Below are 24,675 nucleotides of genomic sequence, written 5' to 3'. Positions count from 1 at the left end.
TCATTCATCCATGTCAACCATATCATCTATATGTGTTAGATAAGCCAGATGAAGTAAAATCGCGTCAAAGTCCGGAACGTACAAGGAAGGGGGAACACCACCATGAACACGCTGAAGAACGGCGCAGCCCACGCGGCGGGCGCGGCAAGCACTCCCGTCATCGGGGGAACGCGGTACAAGGAAGTGAAAAACGGGATCCTCGCCGCGCTGTCGGCGAAGGAATGGAAAGGCGGCGAAGCGATCCCTTCAGAGAAGCGCCTGTCCGAGCGCTTTGGCGTGTCGATCGGGACGCTGCGCAAGGCGATCGACGAACTCGTGGCGGACAACATTCTCGTGCGTCATCAGGGACTCGGCACGTTCGTCGCGCAACACCAGCGCGATCGCTATTTCTTCCGATTTTTCCGGGTCGTGCGCCAGGACGGCGAGAAGAGCTATCCCACGGTGAGCCTCGTGTCGTTCACGAAGGCCAAGGCGACGCGCGAAGTCGCCGCGATTCTCGGCATCGAACCGAACACGCGGGTCTTCTCGTTCGTGAACCGCCTGGCGCTGCATGGCGAGACGGTCATGATCGACAGCATCACCGTGGCCGAGGAGCGTTTCGCGGGGCTGACCGAAGCCGCGTTGCGCGAGCGGCCCAGCACGCTTTACAACTTCTACCAGGACGCGTTCCACATCAACGTGGTCGGGACCGAAGAGCGGTTGCGCGTCGCGACGGCCAACGAGATCGAGAGTGACCTCCTCGAGGTGGCGCCCGGTACACCGTTACTCGAAGTGCGGCGCATTGCGTACTCGTATCACCAGGAGCCTGTCGAGCTTCGCATCTCGCACGTGAACACCGCGCGCTACGAATACGTCGGTCCTTCCGCTTCACACGAAGAACCGCTCTAGGGGCCTGGGTTTTTCACGCTCCCGCTGCGCTCGCCCGCTGAACGAGCGCAGCGGTGTCATCGCTCAGGCGGCGAGGTGAAACACGCTCACCGTCCTTTCGAGCAGCCGCGCCTGATCCTGCATGGATTGCGCCGCCGCCGACGCCTGCTCGACGAGCGCCGCGTTTTGTTGCGTCGCTTCGTCGATCTGGGTGATCGCGCGGTTGACCTGTTCGATACCCTCCGTCTGCTCATGGGTGGCCGCTGAAATCTCGGCCATGATGCCGGTCACGCGCCCCACGCTCTCGACGATTTCCGACATCGTCGAACCGGCGCGCGCCACCAGTGCGCTACCTGTGTCGACTCTCGAGACCGAGTCGTCGATCAGCGCCTTGATTTCCTTGGCGGCAGCCGCCGAGCGCTGCGCGAGACTGCGAACCTCGGAGGCCACCACAGCGAAGCCGCGTCCCTGCTCGCCGGCGCGCGCCGCCTCGACGGCGGCGTTGAGCGCAAGAATATTGGTCTGGAAGGCGATACCGTCGATCACGCCGATGATGTCGACGATCTTGCGCGACGACTCGTTGATGGATTTCATCGTGTCCACCACCTCGGAGACCACCGCGCCGCCCCTGCCCGCCGCTTCCGACGCCGACGCCGCGAGGTCGTTCGCATGCTGTGCGTTCGAGGCGCTCTGCTGCACCGTCGACGTGAGTTCTTCCATGGACGCGGCCGTCTCCTGCAGCGACGCGGCCTGCTGCTCCGTGCGCGACGACAGGTCGAGATTGCCCGCGGCGATCTGCTTCGAAGCCGTGCTGACCGAGGCGGTCGACGACAGCACGGTGCCGATCACGCCGACGAGGCTTTCCTGCATGCGCTTCGCAGCCGAGGCAAGCATGCCGATTTCGTTGTGGCCGTGTTCGCCGATGCGCGCGGTCAGGTCACCCTGGGCGACGCGGTCCAGATGCTCGCCCAGGGCTTGCAGCGGTTTCTGAACGACGCGGGACAGCGCCCGGCGCGCGGCCACCGCGACCACCACGGTGATAACGAGGCACACCGCAATCATGATCTGGAGGAACGACGTCGTGTCATTCGCGGCCTCTTTTGCTGCGTGGCCTCGTTTGGTGGCGCGTTTGACGAACTTGTCCATCTCGTCGTTGAACGCGCGCGAAGCCGCGATGCTTTCGATCGCGCTGATGTGATTGAAGGTGGCCATGTCGTTGGCCGCGAGCGCCTTCTGTTCGTTGCGCACGCAATCGTTCAGCGCGTTGTAGGTCTCGACGATACGGCGGGCGAGTTCCTGGTCGTCCGGATCGGAGCGCGGAATCTTCGCGAACGCCTCGATGCGCGCCTGGCCCTGCGCCAGCCGGGCGTCGACGGTCTCCGTCAAGTTCTTTGCCGCCGCGGTTTGACCGATCTGGGCCGCGCTCTGTGCGGCCGAGATCGACACGCGGGCGCGCTGCGTGGCGGCAAACGCCTCGGTTACGTCGGTCACCTCGACGGTCGCCTGGCTCATCGCCTCGACAGAGGCCGCAGTCTCACGCACCCCCTTGAGGGCCATGAGATTGCTGACGCCAATCAAGACGACCAGCAGCGTCAGCACTGCGGTCAGGATAGTACTGATCCGGAATTTGCCCACTTCTGTCCCCAAATGTCAGCTCTTTTGTGACTGCGGGTAGTCGCGCGGTGGGTGATACCGCTGCGACTACGACCGGCATATCGGCACGGAGCTCACAACACTTGAGGATCTTTTGCGGACCTGACAGAAGTGAAAACTGGCACCTGTTCAAGAAAGCTTTCTGTTAGCTTGCGTAACATCGCTCCTCGGACAAGCCACGGTTTGGCGCTCGTCAACTGTCCTGCTCGACGCCAGCGAGATAGTCAGGACACCTTCAGGTATGCAACAGCCGCCAGAATCAGTAGCGCGCCAGCTGGCTGCCGTTGACCTGCACGCGGTCGCCGGGGCGCAGGTCGCCGGGCGTCGGCACGTTGAACGCGCGGGTCGAGCCGTCGCCCAGCTGTACGTCGATCTGGAATCCTGCGGGCTGGCCCATCTGCTGGCCGATCTGGTTGCCTGCATAAGCGCCGCCGAGCGCGCCGATGACGGTCGCGGCGTCGCGACCGTGGCCACCGCCCACCTGATTCCCGAGCACGCCGCCAACCAGCGCGCCGACCACGGTTCCGGCGATGCCCGAAGCCCCCGTGGCGTTGCTCAACGGCCGGATGCTCGAGATCGTGCCGTACTGCGTGCCATATTGGTTGCCGTATTGCGAGTTGTACTGCGCACCGTACTGACCGTTGCTTTGCGTGTCATACGGCTGTTGCGGCGCGGGCGGCGGCGCATAGGCGGGTTGCTGCACGGTGCCCGGTTGTGCGTAAGCGGGCTGGCTGTACGCAGGCGCCGCAGGCGCTGCATATTGGCCCTGGTAGCCTTGCTGCGCGCCGTACGGCGAGTAGCCTGGGGCAACGCATGCGGACAACGACAGACTGGCTGCCGCGACAAGCGCGGCGGTGAGGGCGGACCTGGTAGAGAGCATGAACGTCACGGTGGATTCGCATTGCCGCCGCTGTGGGCACGACAAGCATGAGGAGGAGTGGCAATTGCGCGGCAGTATAAGCAAAGCCCGCCCGGACGTCCGCTGCGCGAGGGTAACAACATGTAAAGTCCGTTGCCAGGTGATTGGCGGCGCGCCGAGCGCGGCGCCAATCACCCGCTGGAATCAAGCAGGCGCCGGATTCCCCGATATTCTCAATGCAGGGTTTGGACGCTGCCGGCCTCATCATCGGATGCGGCCTGATCGAGGATTGCGCAGCGGAAGTCGAACTTGACGCGAAGGATTGCTGATTCGACACGTGCGTCGCCGCGATGGCCCTTCAGGCGAGTATCGATCGCCTCCTCGACCGCGAGAATCGCCTGCTCGATACTCTCCGGATCCTCGCTGTCGAATCCGACCTCGACCTCGATGCTCTCCAGCAGGTTCAACGCGGTTGCAATGTCTTCGGAAGCGACGAATAGCGTCTCGGCGTGATCTCTCATCTACCCTCCCCGTTGGGTTGTCCAGCTCTTCAGACAGCTGCGAGTTGCACGCCTATCGTTGCACATCCGGAACAAATCTGCCGGCGACGAAGGCCGGTGTTGGGTTCGAAACAACGGAGGGGTTGCCGTCCATCGTGAAGCGAATAGAATCGAAGGTTCCAGCTGATAGCGTAAAGGCAATCGGCCCGCCGTCGGGCGCGGTTTCGACCTGCTAGACTGGAAGTTCCCCCGCGAACCATGGAGGGAATCATGACGACTGTGTACGTGGTGAAGACTGGTGAGCAGTACCTCTGCTGCGCAGAGGACGGCGATATTGGCATGGCGCCGGAGATTGGCGGGGCCAAGTCCTTCGTCTCATACGAGGAAGCCGAAAAGGCGGCGTCCGAGCACGCCGACCCCGGATACGAAATCGTCGCCGTCAGCGTTGCCACACACTGACGCGCAAGGCTGTTCCGCCTCGACTTACTGGAACTTGCCAGCCGGTGCTTTCGGCTGGCTTTCGGCTGCACCGCCGGCCAGCGCGTGAACCGTTCCGGCAAGGAAGCTCAGGATAAACTCGTTCACCTCGTCCGGTCGCTCTTGCTGCACCCAGTGACCCGCCTTCGCAATCAGATGCTTCTTCCAGAGATTGGGAACGTTGATCTCCAGCGCGTCGTAATCCTTCGCGGCCATCTTCACGACGCCGTCTAGCTCTCCCGCGAGAAAGAGCGTGGGCTGCATGATCCGGGCGCCGTCGAGGAAGCTGGTCAGCGTCCAGTTTCGATCGATATTCCGATACCAGTTGATTGGCCCACGAAACCCGCTCCGCTCGAACTGAGCGACGAAATATTGCAGATCCGTCTCGGTCAACCACGGCGGAAGCTGGTCGGGCAGCGTGAGGTTGTCCACGAATCGAGTCGACTTCGGAAAGGTCGCGAAATTGGCCGGCTGCCCGTTTACCACCGGGTCTCCCGACGCCGTGTACAGAATGCCGAGCATCGAACGGCGGACATCTTCTTCCAGTTCGCGCTCGACGCGTCCCGGCAACTGAAAATAGTCCTGATAGAATTGACACTCCTGCGTGATCTGCGCGAAGCGCACTGATGGACGCACGGGACGTCGAGGCATGTAAGGCACGCTCAGCAGGCCGAGAACGGGAAACAGGTCGGGGCGCAGCAGCGCAGCGTAAGCGGCGACAGCAGCCCCCCAGTCATGCCCGATCAGAACCGCCCGCTCTTCGCCGAGAGCCTTGACGAGGCCGACCAGGTCGCCGACCAGGTTCAGAATATCGTAAGCCTCGATGGTTTCCGGGGCCTCGGTGAGCCCGTATCCGCGCTGGTCCGGCGCAACCGCGCGATAGCCCGCGGCCGCCAGCGCATCGATCTGCCAGCGCCACACGTACCAGGACTCCGGCCAGCCGTGGCAGAGCAGCACGAGCGGGCCCGTGCCCTTTTCGACGTAGTGCATACGGATGCCGTTGACGTACGCGAACTTCTCTTGCAGCCCGTTCATCATGGAGTCGACCTCGTCTCACGCGGTGGGAAAACGCCTGGCGACCATTGTGAATGCAGCGCCACAATGCTTCAACCACACCAGTCGTTTCGAGCGTGAGCCGGGATATCAAGGATCGACGCGTGCCGTGCGGCCCTCCACTCGCGCAATGACGCTCAGGTAATCGGCGGGGGTATCCATGTCGACGCAAAAGCGATCGTGCGCCGCCTCGTGGAGAAACACCTCGCCGCTGTGTTCGGCGATCAGCTTGCGGCAGCCCGGATTCACGCGGCCGCCCACGACCTCGGGACAATAGCTCGACGCAAACACGACTGGATTGCCGCGTGCGCCGTCGAACATCGGCACCAGGATCGAACCGTACGGCATCGACGCGTAGGCCTCGATCAGCTCACGATAGTCGGCCGTTTCAAGGAGCACCTGGTCGGCGAGGCAGATCATCACCGCATCGCACGGCGCCTGCAGCGCGGCAACGCCGCTCGCGACCGACGTCATCTGTCCTTCCCGGTAGCGCGGGTTGCCCTGGAAGCGCACGTCGAGGCCGTCGAGCGCTTCGAAGACGGCCCGGGCGTTGAACCCGGTCACGACGACGACCTCCTCGGGTCGTGCCGCAATGATCGCGCGCACGACGCGCCGCACGGCAGGCTCGCCGCCCACAGGCAGCAACAGCTTGTGGCGCCCCTCCATGCGCGCGGACAGGCCCGCCGCGAGCACGACCGCCGAAAACGTCGCGCCGCTCATCGCGCCACCGTGGGAGGATCGTCCGGGCGACCGGCAGCGCCAGAGGCGACGTCCAGATAGCGCTCGGGCGCGCGCTCGAACTCGGACTTGCAGCCGTCGCAGCAGAAGTACACCTTGCGTCCGCCATAGTCGACGACGTGTTTCGCCTTCGCGATCTCGATGCTCATCCCGCACACGGGGTTCACGTAGCACCCCGCCTCCGGCTCTGCCACTTGCACGCCGAGCGCCTCGCACGGCGGCAAGGGCGGGACGGCTTCCGTGGCGATCGCGGCGCGCGGCGCCGCGGCCTCGGCCGCCTCCTGCATTTCGTGCCGCACGGCGACGAGTCCCGCCACGGCGCCCAGTGCAATCTCCTGCGGCGTGTGCGCATGGATCGCCGGCCCCGCCGGTGCGTGCAGCGCCGCGAGCCGGGCCTCGTCGATGCCACGCAGGCGCATGATTGCGCGCAACCGCTCGGCCTTTCTGTGACTCGCGATCAGGAGCACCGCCACGGCGGCGCTGCGCAACGCGGCTTCGAGCGCATCCTCGTCGCGCTCGCCTTGCGTCGCGATCAGCACAAACGATGTGCCGGCGCGATCCAGCGCGGCGGCGTCAACGCCCGGCTGCCCGGCTCGCGCCACGTCGGCCGCCAGGCTCGCGCGAAACCCGACGCGCCGTGCGAGCACACACGCTTCCTGCGCCGCGGGCGTGGCGCCGAGCACGGCCACGAGCGGCGCGGGCACGGTGGGCTGGATGAAAAGCTCCAGTGCGCCGTTGCTCGCGCACGGCATGGCATGCGCCTCGACTTCGGCCTCGGCTGCCACCGGCTCGTTGCTGATCCGCACGCGCCGTGGCTGCCCCGTGCGGATCGACTCTCGCGCGGCCTCGATGACGATCGTCCGTGAACAGCCTCCGCCGACCCAGCCATGCAGCGCGCCGTCGGCCTCCACCAGCGCCTGGGCGCCGACGTGTGTCGAGGTTGGCGGCGCGGCACGGATCACGGTGACGACCGCGAACGGTGCGCCCGCATCGATCAGCCGCTGCTCGAGCTGCAGCAGATCCGCGGCGTCCGGGAGGGTTTCGCTCGATTCGGCATGGACATTCATTGCAGCGCCTCGAGAATTTGAGGAAAGATCCGTTCGAGACCCGCGAGGTCGCGGGCCCCGGCGAACAGGTCGAGATGCGGCAGCGCGGCCTGCATGCCCGCGCTGACCGGCGCGAATCCGGGACGATCGGCGAGCGGATTGATCCAGACGAGCGAATGGCAGCGCCGCCGGATCGCGCCGAGCGACTCGCCGAGCTGGGCCACGTCGCCGGCGTCGTAGCCGTCGCTGACGATCACGACCGCGGTACGCGCATGCAGCAGGCGCGGTGCGTAGTGCGCATTGAAGCCGGCGAGACTCTCGCCGATCCGCGTCCCGCCGGCCCAGCCCTCCGAGATGAGGTGCAGGCGCTCCTGGGCGCGGCGCGGATCGGGGTCGCGCAGTGCTTCGTCGACGCAGACGAGCCGCGTATGGAAGATGAAGCTGTGGACGTCGGGCAAGCGCCCGCTCAGCACGCGCGCGAGCCGCAGGAAAAAGAAGCTGTAGAGGCTCATCGAGCGGCTCACGTCGAGCAGCATGACGATGCGCGGGCGCTGCCGGCGCTTGCGCCGCCAGCCGAGCTCGACCGGCAGCCCGCCGCGCGAGACGCTGCGCCGCAGGGTCCAGTGCAGATCGAGCGTGCGCCCGAGACTCGCGCGCTGCTCGCGGCGCATCTGGATGCCGCGCAGGCGCTGGGCGAAGCGGCGGATCGCGGCGTCGATGGCGAAGAGTTCGTCGCGATCGTTCAGGTGGCGCAAATCCGCGTGGGCCAGCGACTCTCTCGGCGTGGCGCCTTCGTTCGCGGCGGCGCCTTCCTGCGCCGCGCCGTTGCCGCGTCCCGCGAGCGAAACCGGCGTACCCTCGCTCGCATCGGGCGGCCCGCAGGCCGTGTCGTCGCGCGCAAGCGGCCCGGCGCCGCCAGCGCGGGTTTCGGCGAGCTTGCGCCGGTTCGGCGCGAGGAAGTACGCGTCGAACAATTCGTCGAAGCGCCGCCACTCCTGCGCGCGCGAGCACAGCAGCGCACGCAGGCTCCAGCGCAGCACGTCGCGCTCTGTCTGGCCCATGCGTTGCACCACCTCGAGCATTGCGGCAACGTCCGCGTTCGTCACGCCGAACGCGTTCGCGCGCAGCCAGCCCGCGAAGCCCGCATAGCGCGTAACGAGGCGATCGGCAAGATCGCGCGGCGTCGCGCCGGGCAGCGTGCTGTCGATGCCGGTCAGCATGACGCCACCAGTTTTTCGACCACGGGCCGCGTGAGGCTGGCTTGATCCTCGCGCGTTTTCACGAGCGCGGCGAGCGAATCCATCACGCGGTCCACGCCGTTTTCGTCGAGCGCGCTCACGCCGAGGCGCAGCAGCGCGGCCACCCAGTCGAGCGTTTCCGCGAGGCCGGGCTTGCGGCGCAGCGCCATCTCGCGCACTGCATGCACGAATTCGACGATCTGGGCCGCGAGCGCCTCCGGTACCTCGGGCACCTGGGTCCGCACGATCATGAGTTCGCGCTGGAACGACGGGTAGTCGACGTACTGGTAGAGGCAGCGGCGGCGCAGCGCGTCGGAGATCTCGCGCGTGCCGTTCGAGGTCAGGATCACATAGGGCCGCTCGGTCGCGCGGATCACGCCAAGCTCGGGAATCGAAAGCTGGAAATCCGACAGCAGCTCGAGCAGGTAGGCCTCGAACGCCTCGTCGGTGCGGTCGATTTCGTCGATCAGCAGCACCGGCGCGGGCGTGGTCGTAATGGCTTCGAGCAGCGGACGCTTGAGCAGATAGCGCTCGGAGAAGATGTCCTGCTCCTTGTCGCGCAGCGGCCGCGTGTCCTGCTCGAAGAGCTTGATCGCGAGGAGCTGGTGGACGTAGTTCCACTCGTAGAGCGCCGCGTGCGCGTCGAGCCCTTCATAGCATTGCAGGCGGATCAGCGGCGCGTCGAGCAGTCGCGAGAGCGCCTTCGCGACCTCGGTCTTGCCTACGCCCGCCTCGCCCTCCAGCAGCAGCGGACGGCGCATTTCCATCGTGAGCAGCAGCGCCGCCGCGAAGCTGCGCTCCACGATGAACCGGTGGGCCGCCAGCTTCGCCTGCAGCGCGAGGACATCCGGCATGCGGTCGGTCGACGTCATGACGGCCCTTAGCGGCCTTGCGCCTTGTGCGTGAAGCGCCCGCGCAGCCAGTCGCGAATGATGGCCCAGACAAACGCAATGCCATTGAGCTCGGTGGCTTGCGCAGGCGCCCCAGCCGCCCGGGAAACCGGCGGCGATTCCAGATCGTCGGCCGCACCTGCGGCAGCGCCGGGCGCGGTTTGCGGCGGCGCCATCGCACTCAGACGCGCCGAGAAGTTCGCGACGAACTGCTTGAGCAACTGCTCCGACACCGGCCCCATGAGTCGCCCACCGAGCGCGGCGGCCTTGCCGCTCATCGTCACCTCGCTCTTGCCGGCCAGCGTGCAGGTCTCGCCCGTGGGCTGCACGCTGGCCGTGAGGTCCATCGTCGCCGCCGAGCTGCCGGTCGAATCCGTGCCCTTGCCGAGCAGATGCAGGCTGCGCGCCGCGGCGTCGAGCGCGAGCACCTCGATGTCGCCCTTGAACGCCATCGTCGCCGGCCCGAGCCGCACCGTGATGGTTCCTTTGTAGTGCGTATCGTCGACGCGCTCGGTGATCTTCGCGCCCGGCATGCAGCCGGCCACCGCCTCGATGTCCTGCATCAGCGCCCAGGCGCGCTCCGCGCTCGCGTCGAGCGGAAATGCCTTGTCGAGTACGACTTTCATTCCGAACTCCTCATTCGTTCGCGCTTCGGCTCAGACGGGCCGCGTCAAGCCGAGCTCGCGGCACTGCTGCCACACGCGATACGCGTTGTGCGGCATGTTCATGTGCGTGACGCCGAGATGCGCGAAGGCATCGACCACGGCCGACGTGAAGCACGGAATCGAGCCCACGTGCGGCGATTCGGCCACGCCCTTGGCGCCGATCGGGTGATGCGGCGAAGGCGTCACCGTGAAGTCCGTTTCCCAATGCGGCGTTTCCACGGCTGTCGGCACGAAGTAGTCGAGCAGCGTCGCGCCGAGCAGATTGCCCGCTTCGTCATACGGCAGTTCCTGTCCGAGCGCGACGGCGAAGCCTTCGGTCAGGCCGCCATGAATCTGCCCCTCGATGATCATCGGGTTGATCCGCGTGCCGCAGTCGTCCAGCGCGTAAAAGCGGCGCACACGGATCTCGCCGGTATAGCGGTTGATGTCGAGCACACAGACGTAGGCGCCGAACGGGAACGTGAAGTTGGGCGGATCGTAATAGTCGACGGCCTCGAGGCCCATCTCCAGCCCTTCGGGAACATTGTGATAGGCCGCCCACGCCACCTCCTTCACGGTCTTGAACTGGTCGGGCGAGCCCTTCAGCACGAAGCGGTCCAGATCGAACTCGACGTCGTCCGGGCTCGCTTCAAGCAGATGAGCGGCGATCCGGCGCGCCTTCTCGCGAATCTTGCGCGAGGCGCGCGCCACCGCGGCGCCCGCAACGGGCGTAGAACGCGAGCCATAGGTGCCGAGGCCATATGGCGCCGTGGCGGTATCGCCCTCTTCCACCGTGATTTTCGAGGCCGGAATGCCGGCTTCCGATGCAATGATCTGCGCGTAGGTGGTCTGGTGCCCCTGGCCCTGCGTGATCGTGCCCATGCGTGCGATGGCCGAGCCGTCCGGATGCACGCGGATCTCGCATGAATCGAACATGCCCACGCCGAGGATGTCGCACATTTTCGACGGCCCGGCGCCGACGATCTCGGTGAAATTCACGACGCCGATGCCCATGAGCCACTCCGCATCGGGGTCGGCGCGGCGTTGCGCCTGCTCCTTGCGCAGCGCGTTGTAGTCGACGGCGGCCAGCACCTTTTTCAGCGCCGTTTCGTAGTCGCCCGAATCGTATTCGAGGCCAAGCGGCGTGGTGTACGGGAACTGGTCGCGGCCGATGAAGTTGCGCAAGCGGATCTCCGCCTTGTCGATGCCGAGCTTCTGCGCGAGCACATCCACCATCCGCTCGATCAGGTAGACGGCCTCGGTCACGCGGAACGAACAACGGTAGGCGACGCCGCCCGGAAACTTGTTCGTGTACACGCCGTCTACGCTGACGAACGCATTGGGGATCGCATACGAGCCCGTGCACACATGGAACATGCCGGCAGGCCACTTGGTCGGATCGGCGCACGCGTCGAACGCGCCGTGGTCGGCCACCACATTCACGCGCAGCGCCTTGATGCGGCCGTCCTTGTCGGCGGCCAGCTCGCCGGTCATGTGATAGTCGCGTGCGAACGCGGTGGTGGAGAGGTTCTCGTTGCGCGACTCGATCCACTTGACCGGACGCCCGAGCACAATGGACGCCACGATCGACGTCACGTAGCCCGGATACACGCCGACCTTGTTGCCGAAGCCGCCGCCGATGTCGGGCGAAATGATGCGGATATTCGACTCCGGAATCGACGACAGCAGCCCGACCACGGTGCGCACGACGTGAGGCGCCTGCGAGGTGATGTAAACCGTGAGATCGCCGCGCACCTTGTCGAACGACGCGACGCAGCCGCAGGTTTCGAGCGGACACGGATGCACGCGCGGATACACGATATCCTGCTTGACCGTGACTTCCGCATTCTCGAACATGCGGTCCGTCTTGTCGCGGTCGCCCATCGTCCACGTGAAAATATGATTAGGATGCCTGCGCGCGCCGTGCGCGCCGCTGTCCTTGTCGCGGATGTCCTCGCGAATCACTGGCGCGTCGGGTTCCAGCGCCGTCATCGGATCGACGAGCGCGGGCAGCTCCTCGTACTCGACTTCGACGAGTTCGGCCGCATCGGCGGCGACGTAGCGGTCGTCGGCCACCACAAAGGCGACTTCCTGGTTCTGGAAGCAGACTTTTTCGTCGGCGAGCACCGCCTGCACGTCGCCTGCGAGCGTCGGCATCCAGTGCAGTTTGAGGGGTTTGAGGTCATCCGCCGTGAGCACGGCGTGCACGCCGGGATGCGCGAGCGCGCGCGACTTGTCGATGCGCTTCACGCGCGCATGGGCGTAGGGACTGCGCACCATTACGCCGAACAGCATGCCCGGCATCTTGATGTCGTCCACGTAGTTGCCCTTGCCCTGGATGAAGCGCGGGTCCTCGCGGCGCTTGCGCGAGCAGCCCATGCCTTCGAGCGCGGCGAGACGTTCGAGATTGGCGTCGGGATGGTTCATGACGAGTCTCCCGGCGCTCAGTGCGCGTGTACCGCGCCCGCTTCGATGAGCGGATGCGAGGTTTCGACCGCTTCGCCGCGCAGCTTGCGCGCCGCGTATTGCACGGCCTTCACGATGTTCTGATAGCCCGTGCAGCGGCACAGGTTCCCCGCCATCCAGTAGCGGATTTCCGCTTCCGTGGGATCGGGATTCTCCTGGAGCAGGCGGTACGCACGCATCAGCATGCCCGGCGTGCAGAATCCGCATTGCAGCCCGTGCTCCTGCATGAAGCCTTCCTGCAGCGCATGCAGCGCGCCGCCTTCGGCGAGCCCTTCGACCGTGCGGACTTCAGCGCCTTGCGCCTGCACGGTGAGCAGCGTGCACGACTTCACGGACATGCCGTTGAAATCGACGGTGCAGGCGCCGCAATGCGACGTCTCGCAACCGATATGCGGTCCCGTGTGCTGGCACTTTTCGCGCAGCGTGTGAATCAGCAGCTCGCGCGGCTCGACGACGACATCGACCTCGCTGCCGTTGAGGCTGAACGACACCATGGTTTTGCTGGCCATTTCGCGTTCTCCGTGAGTCAGGGGCGTGCTGCGTTCGCGGCCCGCTCGTAGGCGGTCTGGAGCGCCCTGCGGGTCATCTCGCCCGTCATCGCGCGCTTGTAGTCGGCGTCGCCGCGCAGATCCTCCACCGGATTGCACGCCGCCATCGCGAGCCGCGCCGCTTCGTCGAGCGCGCGTGCGTCGAACGGCTTGCCGACGAGGGCCTGCTCGGCGTCCAGCGCGCGAATCACCGTGTCGCCGACATTCGTCAGAGCAATGCGCGCGTGCTCGACGTTACCGCCGCCGAGGCGCAACGTGACGGCCGCCGCCGCGGTCGCGAAGTCGCCGGTCTTGCGCTTGAGCTTCGCGTAGCAATAGCCGGTGCCGGGCGGCGGCACGGGAATGCGGATGGCGGTCATGATCTCGCCGGGCTCTAGCAGCGTCGTATAGGTGCCGACGAAAAAGCCGTCCGCGGGCACCACGCGCTCGCCCGCCGCGCCTTGCAGCACGAACGACGCATCGAGCGCGATCACCAGCGCGGGATGGTCATTGCCAGGATCGCCGTGCGAAAGATCACCGCCCAGCGTGCCGCGATAGCGAACCTGCGGGTCGGCGATCTGCCGCGCGCCCTCGACGATGAGCGGACAGCGCGCTTGCAGCAGCGTGGACCAGATCAGCTCGTTCTCGGTCGTCATCGCGCCGATCCACAGCGTGCCGTTTTCCTCGCGGATGCCCTTGAGTTCGGCCAGCCGGCCGAGATCGATCAGATGATCGGGCTGCGCGAAGCGCAGTTTCATCATCGGCAGCAGGCTATGGCCGCCCGCGAGCAGCTTCGCCGTTTCGCCGAGTGTGCCGAGCAGCGCGAACGCCTCGGACAAGGTTTGTGGAGCGTGGTATTCGAATGGGCGGGGAATCACACTAGTCTCCTTGTTGTCATCCTTCTGAAGTTCAGGATTTCACAATGCAACGCAGCAATTCAACGGGTTTTCTCGAACGGCGGCGTGGCTGCGCCGGGTGCCGGAAAACTTGCGTGAAAAGGGGAAAGGACATAAAACGGAGGCAGCGTCCCGCCGCCGCAGACGCCGCGCACAACGCCGCGGCAGCATCGGGGAGAACCCTGGATGAAACCGTTCGAGCAGGCCATGCCGACCACCGACGCGCGCCGCGCCGAGACTTTTCAGCACCGCCTCGAGCAGTTCAATCCCGGCGTGGTGTGGCTCGACGCGCAGGGGCGCGTCAGCGCGTTCAACGACGTCGCACTGCAGATTCTCGGACCGGCGGGCGAGCAGTCGCTGGGCGTGGCCCAGGACAAGCTGTTCGGCATCGACGTCGTGCAACTGCACCCGGCAAAGAGCCGCGACAAGCTGCGCTTCCTGCTGCAGTCGCGCGACGCCGGCGGCTGCCCCGTGAAGTCGCCCCCGCCGGTCGCGATGATGATCAACATTCCCGACCGCATTCTCATGCTCAAGGTGTCCCGCATGTCGGACATGAACGGCACCTGCGGCACCTGCATGATTTTTTACGACCTCACCGACCTCACGACGGAGCCGTCGGCTGAGCCCACGGCGGAGTCGCTCGCCGGCGCGCCCACGCCGCCGCGGCGGCTCTTCAAGATTCCGGTGTACCGCAAGAACCGCGTGATCCTGATCGACCTGAAGGACGTCGTGCGTTTTCAGGGCGACGGCCACTACACGACGATCGTCACGAAGGACGACCGTTACCTCTCCAACCTGTCGCTCGCGGACCTAGAGTTGCGGCTCGACAGCAATACGTTTCTGCGCGTGCATCGCAGCCACATCGTCAACCTGCCGTACGCGGTCGAACTCGTCAAAGCCGACGACAGCGTGAACCTCGTGATGGACGACGGCGAACGCAGCGTCGTGCCGGTGAGCCGCTCACGCGCCGCACAACTGAAAGAGTGGCTCGGCGTGGTCTGAAGGCAGGCGCCGATCGCTTTACCTCTGCCGGCCAGTCTGCTTCGTCCTAGAATTCCTTTCAGGGGGCGAGGCGACATGAAACGCGAAGTGGTCACTGGGCTGCTGTGCGGCGCACTACTCGCCGGCTGCGTGACGGCCGGCGTCGAGGTCAGGCCCGAACAGATGGCAAACTTCAGGCACGGCGTCACGACGCTGCAGGATGTGATCGTCGCGCTCGGGCCGGCGTCGGTCGAAACCGCGCTGGACGACGGCTCGACACTGCTCGTCTACACCTACGTGACGTCGCGCCCGCACCCGGAAAGCTATATCCCGTTCATCGGTTCGCTGATCGCCGGTGCCGACACCCACTCGTCCGCAGCCGTGTTCCTGTTCGATTCGCACGGTCTCCTCAAGAGCGCGAACAGTACGGGCTCGAACGTCGGCACGGGCATGACCGGCGCCCATAGCGCGCAGCCCATAGCGCCCGCACCCGTCTCCGAGGCGCCCGTCGTGATCAGAAGCGTCCCGCCGCCCGCCGTTCAAACCGCCAAGCCGACGCCGGAAGAAGACGTCGCGCCCGCGTCGCAAATGCCCGGCGAACCTCTGGAAATCAACGTTCAGCCGGCTCCCGTCGAATAGCCGTCGTGCTTCGCGCGGGAACGCGTATCCGATCGTGCGCGTGCGTGCGCTACAGCACACTTGGGAAGCCGCAGCGAGAATACGCTAGGACTCCAAAATTAGAAGCAGCGAACGCCGAAGCAGTCCCGCAGCGGAGCACGAAATGTCAAACTTGCCCTGGCTTTCGCAATATCCCGCTGGCGTGGCGGCGGACATCGACCTGGACGACTACCCCTCGATGGCCGCCCTGCTGGAACAGGCCGTCGCGCGCTTCGGCGACCGGATCGCCTTTCATCAGTTCGGCGTGAATCTCACTTATCGCGAGCTGGACGAGTACTCCGCGCGCCTCGCCGCCTATTTCCAGAATGACCTTCAGCTGAAACCCGGCGACCGCATCGCGCTGATGTTGCCAAACTCCCTGCAACAGCCCATCGCGATGTTCGCCGCACTCCGGGCCGGGCTCACCGTGGTCAACGTCAACCCGCTCTACACTGCGCCGGAACTGGCGAATCTGATCAAGGATGCCGGTGCGCGGGCGATCGTGGTCATGGAAGTTTGCGCAGCCACCCTCGAGAAGGCACTCACCCATGTCGCCATCGAGCACGTGATCGTCGCGCGCGTGGCGGAGATGCAGAGCTTCCCGAAATCCATCCTTGTCGACTACGTCGTTCGAAAGAAGAAAAAGCTCGTGCCGGACTGGACGATTGCCGGGGCGATCGCCTTCAGGACCGCCATGACCGCGCGCCCGGCCGCGGACTTCACGAGGACGGCGCTGAACCACGAGACAAGAGCCTTCCTGCAATACACGGGTGGCACGACCGGCGATCCCAAAGGGGCCGTGTTGACGCATGGCAACGTAGTCGCGGACGTGCTGATATTTGCCGCGTGGGTCAAGCCGGTGTTCCGGGCGAGCGGCGAAGTCACGCTCGTCGCGCTGCCCCTGTACCACGTGGCGGCGCTCGTGTGCCAGTGCCTCGTCTCGTTCCATCTGGGAACGCGCTGCGTTCTGGTGATGAACCCGCGCGACATTCCCGCCCTCGTGAAGGACTTTGCCACGCACCGGCCAACCGTGTTCGGCGGCCTCAACACGCTATTTACCGCGCTGATGAACAACGAGGCCTTTGGCGCGCTCGACTTCTCCGCGCTGCGCAGCACCTTCGGAGGCGGTACCGCGACCCAGCCCGCAGTCGCCGAGCGCTGGCAGAAACTCACCGGCACGCCGGTGGTGGAAGCCTATGGGCTTTCGGAAGCCGCTGGCGCGGTGACGGCCAATCCCGTCACGCAGACGGCCTTCGAAGGCACGATCGGCGTGCCGCTACCTTCCATGCGCATTGAAATCCGCGACGAAAACGGCGCGGCTGTACGCGCCGGTATGCCGGGCGAAATCTTTGTGGCGGGGCCCGTCGTCATGCAAGGCTATTTCAACCGGCCGGAGGAAACGGCGCAGGCGATCGGCACCGATGGATTTTTCGCGACCGGCGACATCGGGATCATGGACGAGCGCGGCGTCATCAGGATTGTCGACCGCAAGCGGGACATGATTCTGGTCTCCGGTTTCAACGTCTATCCAAACGAGCTGGAGGGCGTGCTCTTCCGGCATCCCGGCATTCTGGAGGTCGCGGTCGTCGGTGTGGCGGATTCACAGTCTGGCGAGACGCCGGTCGCCTTCGTGGTGAAAAAGGAACCGGGGCTGACCGAGTCGGAAGTCATCGAATTTGCGCGCACGAGCCTCACCGCCTACAAGGTGCCCAAGCAAGTGGTCTTCGTGAACGATCTGCCGAAAACGCCGGTCGGAAAAGTGCTGCGGCGGCAATTGCGAGACCGGCTGGTGAGCCAAATCTGACTTTTCCGCCGCCGAAAAAACCATTCGAAAAGCGACGTCGTTTTGCCATCCCGCGACAGCACATTCTGATGTCGCTTCCAGCGCGTCATCATGTCGGCTTCGTTCTAGGAACGACATTTCTGGTCGCGTTAACTGTGCAAATCATCACCGTGCGACTTCATCGTAAAACCGCTCGCCTCTGATGGCTTTCGCCATTCAGGGTGATACGCACGCCTTATTCAACGCACAAGGGACGGCCAGAGAATGAAAGCGTATCAGCCCAAAGTGGACCCCAAGACGCTTCGCAAGGTGATCGTTGCCGCTGCGGTAGGCAATTTCGTCGAATGGTTCGATTTCGCCGTGTACGGATTTCTGGCAACCCTGCTGACTCGCCAGTTCTTTCCGAATGGCGATCCGGCGATCGCGTTGATGAAGACTTTCGCGGTGTTCGCCGTCGCCTTTGCATTCAGGCCGCTCGGCGGCGTCTTCTTCGGCGTGGTGGGAGACAGGGTGGGCCGCAAGAAAACGCTCGCGCTGACCATCTTGATCATGGCAGGTGCCACAACCGTCATCGGCTTCCTGCCGACCTACGCATCGGTCGGCATGCTCGCCCCCTTGCTGCTCGCGATCGTCCGCTGCGTGCAAGGGTTTTCCGCCGGCGGAGAATACGCCGGCGCCTGCGCGTATCTGATGGAACATGCGCCGATGCACCAGCGCGCGCGATACGGAAGCTTTCTGCCGGTCTCCACGTTCCTGTCGTTTGCGAGCGCCGCCGTGGTGGCATCCGGACTGGACGCCATGCTGTCGCCAGAGGCGATGAGCAGTTGGGGCTGGAGAATCCCGTTCATCGCCGCGGCGCCTATTGGCCTGGTCGGTCTGTATCTGCGCACTCGCCTTGGCGAGACACCATCGTTTGCCGCAGTCGAACACGATCACGACCTGGCGCACGCCCCCCTGCGTGAAACGCTCAAGACCCAGGCAAGCGCGATCGTGCGCCTGGGTGCCTTCGTGTCCGTGACTGCGCTCTCCTTCTATACGTTCACGACCTACTTCGCCACGTATCTGCAGGTCGTCGGTCATCTGAGCCGGGCCAGCGCCTTATTGGTGACGGTCATCGCACTCGTATTCGCCGCGGCCATCTGCCCGCTCGCCGGCCTCTACTCGGACGCAGTCGGAAGACGAAAAACCGTCTTCACGGCATGCGCCATCCTGATCGCCGCCGTTTACCCTTCTTTCGCGCTGGGAGGGTCAGGGGATTTTCGTTCCGCGATCGCCGGTGCATGCTTGCTTGCGCTCGGCGCGGTCTTGTCGGGTGTGGTCACGGCGGCACTGCTCTCCGAAATCTTTCCGACCCGGACCCGTTATACGGCTTCAGCGATCACCTACAACCTCGCCTATACCATCTTCGGCGGCACGGCGCCGCTGGTCGCCACGTGGCTGATCGAGTCGACCGGCAACAACATCTCGCCCGCTTTCTACCTGATCGCCGTCTCGCTGCTGGCACTGGTTGGCGGGATGTCCTTGCCGGAAACGTCGCGGATATCACTCGACGATCACCCGCATGAAGGTGTGACGGAGCGCGTTGCGGCGCGAGGTCTGCAAGACGCGCCGCACAATTCAGTCTGACGCGAGCCCTCCTCCACCGCTCAGTAGGCCGCGCGCAGGGCCTCGGTGGCCAAGGCGAGGCGCGACGCAATGACCTTCACCAGAAAGCGATGAAACTGCTGGGCGGCTGCGGGGTCGTCCTGCTCGAGCGCAACGAGCGCGGCCAGCGACAGTCTGCGCACCCGTGTCGGCGCCTCGGCGAACACGTCTGCGCTGCGCGGCTGCTGCGTGTATACGGCCATTTCCCCGATGACCGTGCCCGGCAGGCAAACGCGCACGCGCACCGACCGCCCGTTTCCGAGCGGCAGTGAAACGGCAACCCGCCCGCGCTCGATGAGGTACAGCGCGTCGCCCGGGTCCCCGCGATGAAACAGCGCGTCGCCCGCCTGCAGATCCTGCACTTCCAGCCGCGTGGAGAGCGTGTTCAGCGCGCTGGCCGTGAAATGCGGCGCGAGCAGCGCGTGAAGGTCGTCACCGGGCTTCGGCGCGAGCGCGCTCGACGCGAGCACTTGGTCCTCCACCCACTCCAGGCCCGCATCGAGCGTGTCGAATTCGCGAATCCGCAGATTGAGCGTACCGGTTTTCGTCAGCAGATCGCGCGAGCGCGGCGGCAGCGCGGTCAGGATCAGGTCCGCGTCCATCGTCGCGCAGAGCTGCCGCAGCTTGACGAAGCTGATCGATACCGACGCGTCGATGCCCTGGGTCGACGCGAAATCAAGTACGACGAATCGAACCCGCACCGGATCGCGCGCGGCGAGGCGCTCGCGTATGCGCTGGAGGATCGAATTGGCCGTGCCGAAAAAGAGAAACCCTTGCAGGCACATGCCGCACACCTGTGCGCCGAGCCCGCGCAACGCTTCGGTCTCCTCGATATTGCGCTCGACATTCGAGGTCCGGGTGCGAAGGTCGAACTCCATGCGTATGCAGCTCACGCGGCCGTAGAGCAGCGTGAACATCACGCACGCCGCAATCACGCCTGCGCCCACGCCGATGAGCACACCCCAGGCGGCGATCGTGCCGAGTATCACGGGCACGAGCAGGTACTCGTACCAGGCGAGCTTCGCCCAGGCGCCGACAACCCACTGCATGATGAGGCGCAGCCCCATGAAAAGCTGGAGGCCGACGAGCACGGGCACGGGAAAGAGCGCGACGAAACCGGGTGACGCAGCCAGCACGACGAGGCACGCGAGCGAGGCGAACACGCCCGCCATCCGGCTCGTCGCGCCCACGCGCGCGTTGAGCATCGACCGATTGAACGACTGATAGCCGACCATGCCGCCCAACAGCCCGCTCGCGAGATTGGCGAGACCCGCGGCCCGCATCTCGCGATTGAGATCGACTTCCTCGCCCGTCGCCGCGCCGATCGCCGTCGAATTCATCAGGATCGTGACGGCCGAAACCGACGTGACCACGAGGCTCTCCGGTAGGTGTGCGGCGATCGCCGTCCAGTCGATGCCGCCCTGCCCGAGCTGCGCGCGCAGGTGCAGCTCCGGTAGCCCGGTGAGCCGCAGCGCCGCGCGCGGCAGCAGCAGCCCCATGGCACGCGCTTCGTCGATCGACAGGCCCGCGGCGCGCAGCAGAACGTAAAACAGAACAATGCCGAAAGCCAGCGTGAGCGGCAGCGCGGCAACGTGCTTCCAGCTGCGCATCAGGATCGTGGCCAGCACACCGACGACAAGCGCAGGCAGCCACGCGAGCCAGTGAAGATGCGTCAGCAGCGCGAGCGTGCGCCATTGCATTGACTCGCCCGTCATGACGCGAAACGCGCCGGCGAGGAGCAGATAGCCCGTGCCGGCGAGGAAACCGCCGAGGACCGGATAAGGCAGGAACTGCAGCGAGCGGCTGCGCTTCGAGGAACCGATCGCGTAGAGCACGATGCCGGTCACCAGCGAACAAAGCGCGATGGCGATCAGCACGGTGAGCAGCAGCGTCTGCGGGGAACCGCCGTCCGCACGCACGCTGCTCGCGACGCCTGCCGCCACACCCGCGAGAAACGCCGCCGCATTGCTGTCCGGGCCGCCGATGTTCAGGCGCATCGAACTCGTCAAGGCAATCACGAGCGCCGTGACGACACAGCTGACGAGCGCGGTGGGCACGCCGAGCATGGCGTAACGGGCCAGATCGGCGCTGAAGATCATCGTGCCGAGGCTCATCGCGTAGCACAGCATGACGAGCGCCGACACCGCGCCCGCCGCGAGATCGCCGGGCAGCGCCGCGACGCGCGAGCGCGGCGGGACGTCGGCGACGGTAACGGTCTTGCCCGGCTTCACGTGAATTCCCGGTGGAATGCGCGAGGCGCGATGGGGAGCGATCCAGTATCCGTCCGCGCCGGAAAGCCTGTCAAACGCCGTACGCGGCCCGTGGCGCGCGCCTACACTGGATATTCACCGGCACGATCCCCGACGGGCTCGGGGCAGTTCGCATCAGGCAACCGGCAGGGGATCCAGGCGGCGAACATGGATATTGAGCAATGGCTGCGCGCCCTGGGACTCGAGCAGTACGCGCACGCGTTCGCGGCAAACGATATCGATCTCTCGCTGCTCGCGCAGCTGACCGACGCGGATCTGCGGGAGCTCGGCGTGCAGTCGCTCGGCCACCGCAAACGGATCCTCGCTGCCGCCGCGCCGAACCCGCCGGCAGAGGCTCTGCCCGTGGCACAAGTGCCGAACGCACCCAACGCGCTGGAGATCCCCGCGGACGAACGCAGGCAGGTGACCGTCCTGTTTGCCGACCTCTGCGGCTTCACCGCGCTCTCGCGTACGCTCGATCCGGAGGAGGTGCGCGCGCTGATCGGACGCTTCACGGCGCTCGTCGACGGCATCGTGCTCGCCTGGGGCGGCACGACCGACAGGCATATCGGCGACGCGGTGATGGCGCTGTTCGGCGCGCCCCGCGCGCACGAGACAGATACGCTGCGCGCGGCGCGCGCGGCGCTCGACATCCACGAGGCGCTGACGCAACTGAGCGCGCAGGCGGCGCGCACGCTGCAGGCCCATATCGGCATCGCGAGCGGCGAGGTCGTCGCCGGCGCGCTCGGCTGCGTCGACGCGCGGGACTACACCGTGACCGGCAGTCCGGTGAACCTGGCCGCGCGGCTCCAGGTCGCCGCCGCGGCCGGCGAGACCTGGCTGTCCGATGACGTCGCGCGCGCGCTCGGCGACGCCGCCGTCTGCGACGCGCTCGGCGAACAGCGCTTCAAGGGCATCGACACGCCGGTGCGCGCGTGGCGGCTGCGCGCGATTTCGAGCGACCCGGCGGGCGAATCGGCGAAGACGGGTCAGAGCTTTTTCGTCGGACGAGAGGCCGAGCTCGAGCAGTTTCACGGGATCGTCCGCGCGTGCATTGCGAGGCGGGCCGGCCACATCGTCCATGTGCGCGGCGAAGCGGGCATCGGCAAGACGCGTCTCGTCGACGAGATGCGCCGCTACGCGCAGACGCAGGGCTTCGAGATCCATCGGGGCCTCGTGCTCGATTTCGGCGTAGGCAAGGGGCAGGATCCCGTGCACACGATCGCCGGCAGCCTGCTCGGCCTGCCGGCCGGCGCACCGAGCGACGCGCGGCGCGCCGCCGCCGCGCGGCTCGCCGCCGAAGGCATCGTCAAAGCCGAACAGCTCGCGTTTCTCCACGACCTCATCGACCTGCCGCTCGCAGACGAATGGCGAACCGTCTACGACGCCATGGACCACGGCGCGCGCAAGCGTGGCAAGCAGGCGCTCGCCGCGAGACTGACCGGCGACGCCTGCAGGCGGGCTGCCACGCTGATCGTCGTCGAAGACCTGCATTGGGCCGAGCCCGAAGTGCTCGACTATCTCTCGGCCTTCGGCTCGGGCATCGCGAACGGCCCCGGCCTGCTCGTGATGACCTCGCGCGTGGAAGGCGATCCGATCGATGCGGCGTGGCGCGCCCGCTGCCGCGACACCCCGTTCGCGACGATCGACCTCGGGCCCTTGCGCCAGGACGAAGCGCTGAGCCTCGCAGGCAACTTCATCGACGCGACGCAGCGGGTCGCGCTCGCCTGCATCGAGCGCGCGGGCGGCAACCCGCTGTTCCTCGTGCAGCTCTTGCGCAACGCCGAGGAAGGCAGCGGCAACGCGGTGCCTGGCTCGATCCGCAGCCTCGTGCTCGCGCGGATGGACCGGCTGGCGCCGCGCGACCGCCTGGCGTTCCAGGCGGCTGCCGTGATCGGACAGCGTTTCGGCATCGCGTTGTTGCGGCGGCTCATCGACGACCCTGGCTACGTCTGCGACGGCCTGCTCGCGAATGCGCTCGTGCTGCCGGAGGGCGAAGAGTTCCTGTTCGCCCATGCGCTGATCCAGGAGAGCGCCTATTCGACACTGCTGCGCGCGCGCCGGCGCGAGCTGCACCGCAGCGCGGCCGACTGGTTCGCGCACGGCGACCCCACGCTGCACGCCCAGCATCTCGACCGCGCCGAGGACGAACGCGCGCCGCAGGCCTACCTGGCCGCCGCGCTCGCGCAGCGCACGGCCCACCTGCTCGAGGCCGCGCTGCGCCTCGCCGAGCGGGGCCTCGAGATCGCGCAGACGGAAACGGACCGCCACGCCCTGAGCTGTTGCAAGGGCGAACTCCAGCGCGACCTTGGCGACATCGCGGGATCGATCGCGACCTGGCGCGCGGCGCTCGAGGCCGCCCCCGACGACGCCAGTCTGTGCCGCTGCCAGCTCGGGCTCGCGGAAGGCCTGCGGGTGAGCGAAGGACTCGACGAAGCGCTGGATCTGCTCGAGGCTGCGCAGCGGATCGCGGAACGCGACGACCGGGTGGCCGAGCTCGCGAGCCTTCACTATCTGCGCGGCAATATCTACTTTCCGCTCGGCAAGATCGATGCCTGCAGCACCGAGCACGAACGCGGGCTCGAGTACGCGCGGCGCCTCGGCCTGCCGGAGGCCGAGGCCCGGGCGCTCGGCGGCCTGGCCGATGCCGCCTACGCGCAAGGCCGGATGCGGACCGCGTTCCGCCATTTCAGCGATTGCGTGGCGTTGAGCCGCGAGCACGGGTGCGGCCGGATCGAAGTCGCCAATCTTTCGATGCAGGGCTTCAGCCGCATTTATCTGAACGAGCCGCGGCAGGCGCGCGAAGACGCCGTTGCTGCCGTGCGCGCCGCCGCGCTGATCGGGCAGCCGCGCGCGCAATTGCTGGGCGAGACGCTCGGCGTGTTCGCCTGCTACGAGCTAGGCGATATGCCGGCGACGCAGGTCCATCTGGAGCAGGAAAGGCGCGTGATCCTGCAATTGGGCGCGCGCCGGTTCGAAGCGCAGAACCTGGAAATGCAGGGACGTGTCTGGCTCGCCGATGGACGCCGCGGCGAAGCCATCAAGGCGCTGCGCGAGGCGCTTGCGATCTCGCGCGAGGTGGGCACGCAGTTCTCCGCGCCGAAGAATCTGAGCGCCCTCGCCCGCGCGGTCGACGAGCATGACGAGCGCACGCGCCTGCTGGCCGAAGGCGCGGACCTCCTGCGCCTCGGCGCGGTCGGCCACAACCATCTCTGGTTCTACCGCGACGCGATCGAAGCGATGCTGGCGGCCCGCGATCCGGCCGGCGTGCTGCGCTATGCGAACGCACTGGAGGACTACACGCGGCGCGAACCGCTGCCCTGGGCCGAGCTGTTCGCGGCGCGCGGACGCGTGCTCGCGCGCGTCCTCCAGGCCCCCGCGGACGAAGCCGCGCGAGGCGAGCTCGCGCGCGTGCGAACCGTGCTGCAGCAGGCAGGGTTCGAGCAGTACCTGGCCGCGGTCGATGCAGCGCTCGCCGCTTGAGGCATACGTCCGGCCGAACAGGTT

Annotated in this window: 20 protein-coding genes; 7 read left to right on the top strand and 13 right to left on the bottom strand. The window is 66.3% G+C overall.

Annotated elements, in window-relative coordinates; genetic code table 11:
- Window positions 1-102 precede the first annotated feature (102 nt).
- On the top strand, window positions 103-888 hold the full coding sequence (locus A3CW_RS0110225) for a GntR family transcriptional regulator (RefSeq protein WP_028203476.1): 786 nt from the start codon (window positions 103-105) through the stop codon (window positions 886-888).
- Between the two features lie 63 nt (window positions 889-951).
- On the opposite strand, the gene A3CW_RS54270 is transcribed toward A3CW_RS0110225, so the two are convergent.
- From A3CW_RS54270 to A3CW_RS0110210, 3 genes are all read right to left on the bottom strand, one after another.
- Entirely contained in the window at window positions 952-2,502 is a 1,551-nt protein-coding gene (locus A3CW_RS54270) for a methyl-accepting chemotaxis protein (RefSeq protein WP_281175093.1), read from the bottom strand.
- Between the two features lie 277 nt (window positions 2,503-2,779).
- Window positions 2,780-3,400 (bottom strand): outer membrane lipoprotein, encoded by a 621-nt coding sequence (locus A3CW_RS0110215; RefSeq protein WP_028203475.1) that lies wholly within the window; start codon window positions 3,398-3,400, stop codon window positions 2,780-2,782.
- Window positions 3,401-3,612: 212 nt separating this feature from the next.
- The gene (locus tag A3CW_RS0110210) at window positions 3,613-3,900 is read right to left on the bottom strand and encodes a hypothetical protein (RefSeq protein ID WP_028203474.1); all 288 of its coding nucleotides are present in this window, start codon (window positions 3,898-3,900) and stop codon (window positions 3,613-3,615) included.
- Between the two features lie 249 nt (window positions 3,901-4,149).
- Between A3CW_RS0110210 and A3CW_RS0110205 the strand changes: the two genes are divergently transcribed.
- Window positions 4,150-4,338, top strand: coding sequence for a hypothetical protein (locus tag A3CW_RS0110205; protein WP_028203473.1), 189 nt, complete (start codon window positions 4,150-4,152; stop codon window positions 4,336-4,338).
- Between the two features lie 24 nt (window positions 4,339-4,362).
- Here A3CW_RS0110205 and A3CW_RS45850 read toward each other — a convergent pair whose 3' ends face one another.
- From A3CW_RS45850 to A3CW_RS0110160, 9 genes are all read right to left on the bottom strand, one after another.
- The gene (locus tag A3CW_RS45850; RefSeq protein WP_063750821.1) at window positions 4,363-5,394 is read right to left on the bottom strand and encodes an alpha/beta fold hydrolase; all 1,032 of its coding nucleotides are present in this window, start codon (window positions 5,392-5,394) and stop codon (window positions 4,363-4,365) included.
- 105 nt (window positions 5,395-5,499) lie between these two features.
- Window positions 5,500-6,129 (bottom strand): nucleotidyltransferase family protein, encoded by a 630-nt coding sequence (locus tag A3CW_RS0110195; RefSeq protein ID WP_028203472.1) that lies wholly within the window; start codon window positions 6,127-6,129, stop codon window positions 5,500-5,502.
- Complete coding sequence (locus A3CW_RS45845) at window positions 6,126-7,214, bottom strand: XdhC family protein (RefSeq protein ID WP_051481368.1); 1,089 nt, start codon at window positions 7,212-7,214, stop codon at window positions 6,126-6,128. Before A3CW_RS45845 ends, A3CW_RS0110195 begins: the two co-directional genes overlap by 4 nt.
- Window positions 7,211-8,413, bottom strand: a complete 1,203-nt coding sequence (locus A3CW_RS0110185) for a vWA domain-containing protein (protein WP_028203471.1) — start codon at window positions 8,411-8,413, stop codon at window positions 7,211-7,213. Before A3CW_RS0110185 ends, A3CW_RS45845 begins: the two co-directional genes overlap by 4 nt.
- Window positions 8,407-9,303, bottom strand: a complete 897-nt coding sequence (locus A3CW_RS0110180; protein ID WP_081771593.1) for an AAA family ATPase — start codon at window positions 9,301-9,303, stop codon at window positions 8,407-8,409. The genes A3CW_RS0110185 and A3CW_RS0110180 overlap by 7 nt, the downstream gene beginning before the upstream one ends.
- Window positions 9,304-9,311: 8 nt before the next feature.
- Window positions 9,312-9,947: an SRPBCC family protein gene (locus A3CW_RS0110175; protein ID WP_028203469.1), complete on the bottom strand. Its 636-nt coding sequence runs from the start codon at window positions 9,945-9,947 to the stop codon at window positions 9,312-9,314.
- 30 nt (window positions 9,948-9,977) lie between these two features.
- A complete protein-coding gene (locus A3CW_RS0110170) occupies window positions 9,978-12,392 on the bottom strand; it encodes an aerobic carbon-monoxide dehydrogenase large subunit (protein ID WP_028203468.1) in 2,415 nt (804 codons plus the stop codon).
- A gap of 17 nt (window positions 12,393-12,409) precedes the next feature.
- Window positions 12,410-12,940 carry a (2Fe-2S)-binding protein gene (locus A3CW_RS0110165; protein WP_028203467.1) on the bottom strand — a complete coding sequence of 177 codons (531 nt, stop codon included), beginning with the start codon at window positions 12,938-12,940 and terminating at the stop codon, window positions 12,410-12,412.
- A 17-nt stretch (window positions 12,941-12,957) separates the two neighbouring features.
- Window positions 12,958-13,836: an FAD binding domain-containing protein gene (locus tag A3CW_RS0110160; RefSeq protein WP_028203466.1), complete on the bottom strand. Its 879-nt coding sequence runs from the start codon at window positions 13,834-13,836 to the stop codon at window positions 12,958-12,960.
- Between the two features lie 204 nt (window positions 13,837-14,040).
- On the opposite strand from A3CW_RS0110160, the gene A3CW_RS0110155 reads away from it, so the two are divergent.
- The 4 genes from A3CW_RS0110155 (at window position 14,041) to A3CW_RS45840 (ending at window position 18,901) form a co-directional block, all read left to right on the top strand.
- Window positions 14,041-14,856, top strand: coding sequence for a PAS domain-containing transcriptional regulator (locus A3CW_RS0110155; RefSeq protein ID WP_028203465.1), 816 nt, complete (start codon window positions 14,041-14,043; stop codon window positions 14,854-14,856).
- Between the two features lie 75 nt (window positions 14,857-14,931).
- The gene (locus A3CW_RS0110150; RefSeq protein ID WP_028203464.1) at window positions 14,932-15,474 is read left to right on the top strand and encodes a hypothetical protein; all 543 of its coding nucleotides are present in this window, start codon (window positions 14,932-14,934) and stop codon (window positions 15,472-15,474) included.
- A 142-nt stretch (window positions 15,475-15,616) separates the two neighbouring features.
- Entirely contained in the window at window positions 15,617-17,296 is a 1,680-nt protein-coding gene (locus A3CW_RS0110145; protein WP_028203463.1) for an AMP-binding protein, read from the top strand.
- Between the two features lie 243 nt (window positions 17,297-17,539).
- On the top strand, window positions 17,540-18,901 hold the full coding sequence (locus A3CW_RS45840) for an MFS transporter (protein WP_051481367.1): 1,362 nt from the start codon (window positions 17,540-17,542) through the stop codon (window positions 18,899-18,901).
- Between the two features lie 20 nt (window positions 18,902-18,921).
- On the opposite strand, the gene A3CW_RS0110135 is transcribed toward A3CW_RS45840, so the two are convergent.
- Window positions 18,922-21,150, bottom strand: a complete 2,229-nt coding sequence (locus A3CW_RS0110135) for an SLC26A/SulP transporter family protein (RefSeq protein ID WP_028203462.1) — start codon at window positions 21,148-21,150, stop codon at window positions 18,922-18,924.
- A gap of 186 nt (window positions 21,151-21,336) precedes the next feature.
- Here A3CW_RS0110135 and A3CW_RS0110130 point away from each other — a divergent pair, with 186 nt between their 5' ends.
- Window positions 21,337-24,651 carry an adenylate/guanylate cyclase domain-containing protein gene (locus A3CW_RS0110130; protein ID WP_028203461.1) on the top strand — a complete coding sequence of 1,105 codons (3,315 nt, stop codon included), beginning with the start codon at window positions 21,337-21,339 and terminating at the stop codon, window positions 24,649-24,651.
- Window positions 24,652-24,675: the final 24 nt, after the last annotated feature.

This window comes from Paraburkholderia nodosa DSM 21604, from assembly GCF_000519185.1.
GTDB classification, from domain to species: domain Bacteria; phylum Pseudomonadota; class Gammaproteobacteria; order Burkholderiales; family Burkholderiaceae; genus Paraburkholderia; species Paraburkholderia nodosa.
Note: the sequence above shows the minus strand (reverse complement) of the source record. Positions and strands in the feature narration are given on the sequence as shown.

What these genes read in the sequence shown, in the direction of transcription:
- A3CW_RS0110225 (WP_028203476.1), top strand. Translation starts at nt 103, where the DNA reads ATGAACACGCTGAAGAACGGCGCAGCCCACGCGGCGGGCGCGGCAAGC.
- A3CW_RS0110215 (WP_028203475.1), bottom strand. Translation starts at nt 3,400, where the DNA reads ATGCTCTCTACCAGGTCCGCCCTCACCGCCGCGCTTGTCGCGGCAGCC.
- A3CW_RS0110210 (WP_028203474.1), bottom strand. Translation starts at nt 3,900, where the DNA reads ATGAGAGATCACGCCGAGACGCTATTCGTCGCTTCCGAAGACATTGCA.
- A3CW_RS0110205 (WP_028203473.1), top strand. Translation starts at nt 4,150, where the DNA reads ATGACGACTGTGTACGTGGTGAAGACTGGTGAGCAGTACCTCTGCTGC.
- A3CW_RS45850 (WP_063750821.1), bottom strand. Translation starts at nt 5,394, where the DNA reads ATGATGAACGGGCTGCAAGAGAAGTTCGCGTACGTCAACGGCATCCGT.
- A3CW_RS0110195 (WP_028203472.1), bottom strand. Translation starts at nt 6,129, where the DNA reads ATGAGCGGCGCGACGTTTTCGGCGGTCGTGCTCGCGGCGGGCCTGTCC.
- A3CW_RS45845 (WP_051481368.1), bottom strand. Translation starts at nt 7,214, where the DNA reads ATGAATGTCCATGCCGAATCGAGCGAAACCCTCCCGGACGCCGCGGAT.
- A3CW_RS0110185 (WP_028203471.1), bottom strand. Translation starts at nt 8,413, where the DNA reads ATGCTGACCGGCATCGACAGCACGCTGCCCGGCGCGACGCCGCGCGAT.
- A3CW_RS0110180 (WP_081771593.1), bottom strand. Translation starts at nt 9,303, where the DNA reads ATGACGTCGACCGACCGCATGCCGGATGTCCTCGCGCTGCAGGCGAAG.
- A3CW_RS0110175 (WP_028203469.1), bottom strand. Translation starts at nt 9,947, where the DNA reads ATGAAAGTCGTACTCGACAAGGCATTTCCGCTCGACGCGAGCGCGGAG.
- A3CW_RS0110170 (WP_028203468.1), bottom strand. Translation starts at nt 12,392, where the DNA reads ATGAACCATCCCGACGCCAATCTCGAACGTCTCGCCGCGCTCGAAGGC.
- A3CW_RS0110165 (WP_028203467.1), bottom strand. Translation starts at nt 12,940, where the DNA reads ATGGCCAGCAAAACCATGGTGTCGTTCAGCCTCAACGGCAGCGAGGTC.
- A3CW_RS0110155 (WP_028203465.1), top strand. Translation starts at nt 14,041, where the DNA reads ATGAAACCGTTCGAGCAGGCCATGCCGACCACCGACGCGCGCCGCGCC.
- A3CW_RS0110150 (WP_028203464.1), top strand. Translation starts at nt 14,932, where the DNA reads ATGAAACGCGAAGTGGTCACTGGGCTGCTGTGCGGCGCACTACTCGCC.
- A3CW_RS0110145 (WP_028203463.1), top strand. Translation starts at nt 15,617, where the DNA reads ATGTCAAACTTGCCCTGGCTTTCGCAATATCCCGCTGGCGTGGCGGCG.
- A3CW_RS45840 (WP_051481367.1), top strand. Translation starts at nt 17,540, where the DNA reads ATGAAAGCGTATCAGCCCAAAGTGGACCCCAAGACGCTTCGCAAGGTG.
- A3CW_RS0110130 (WP_028203461.1), top strand. Translation starts at nt 21,337, where the DNA reads ATGGATATTGAGCAATGGCTGCGCGCCCTGGGACTCGAGCAGTACGCG.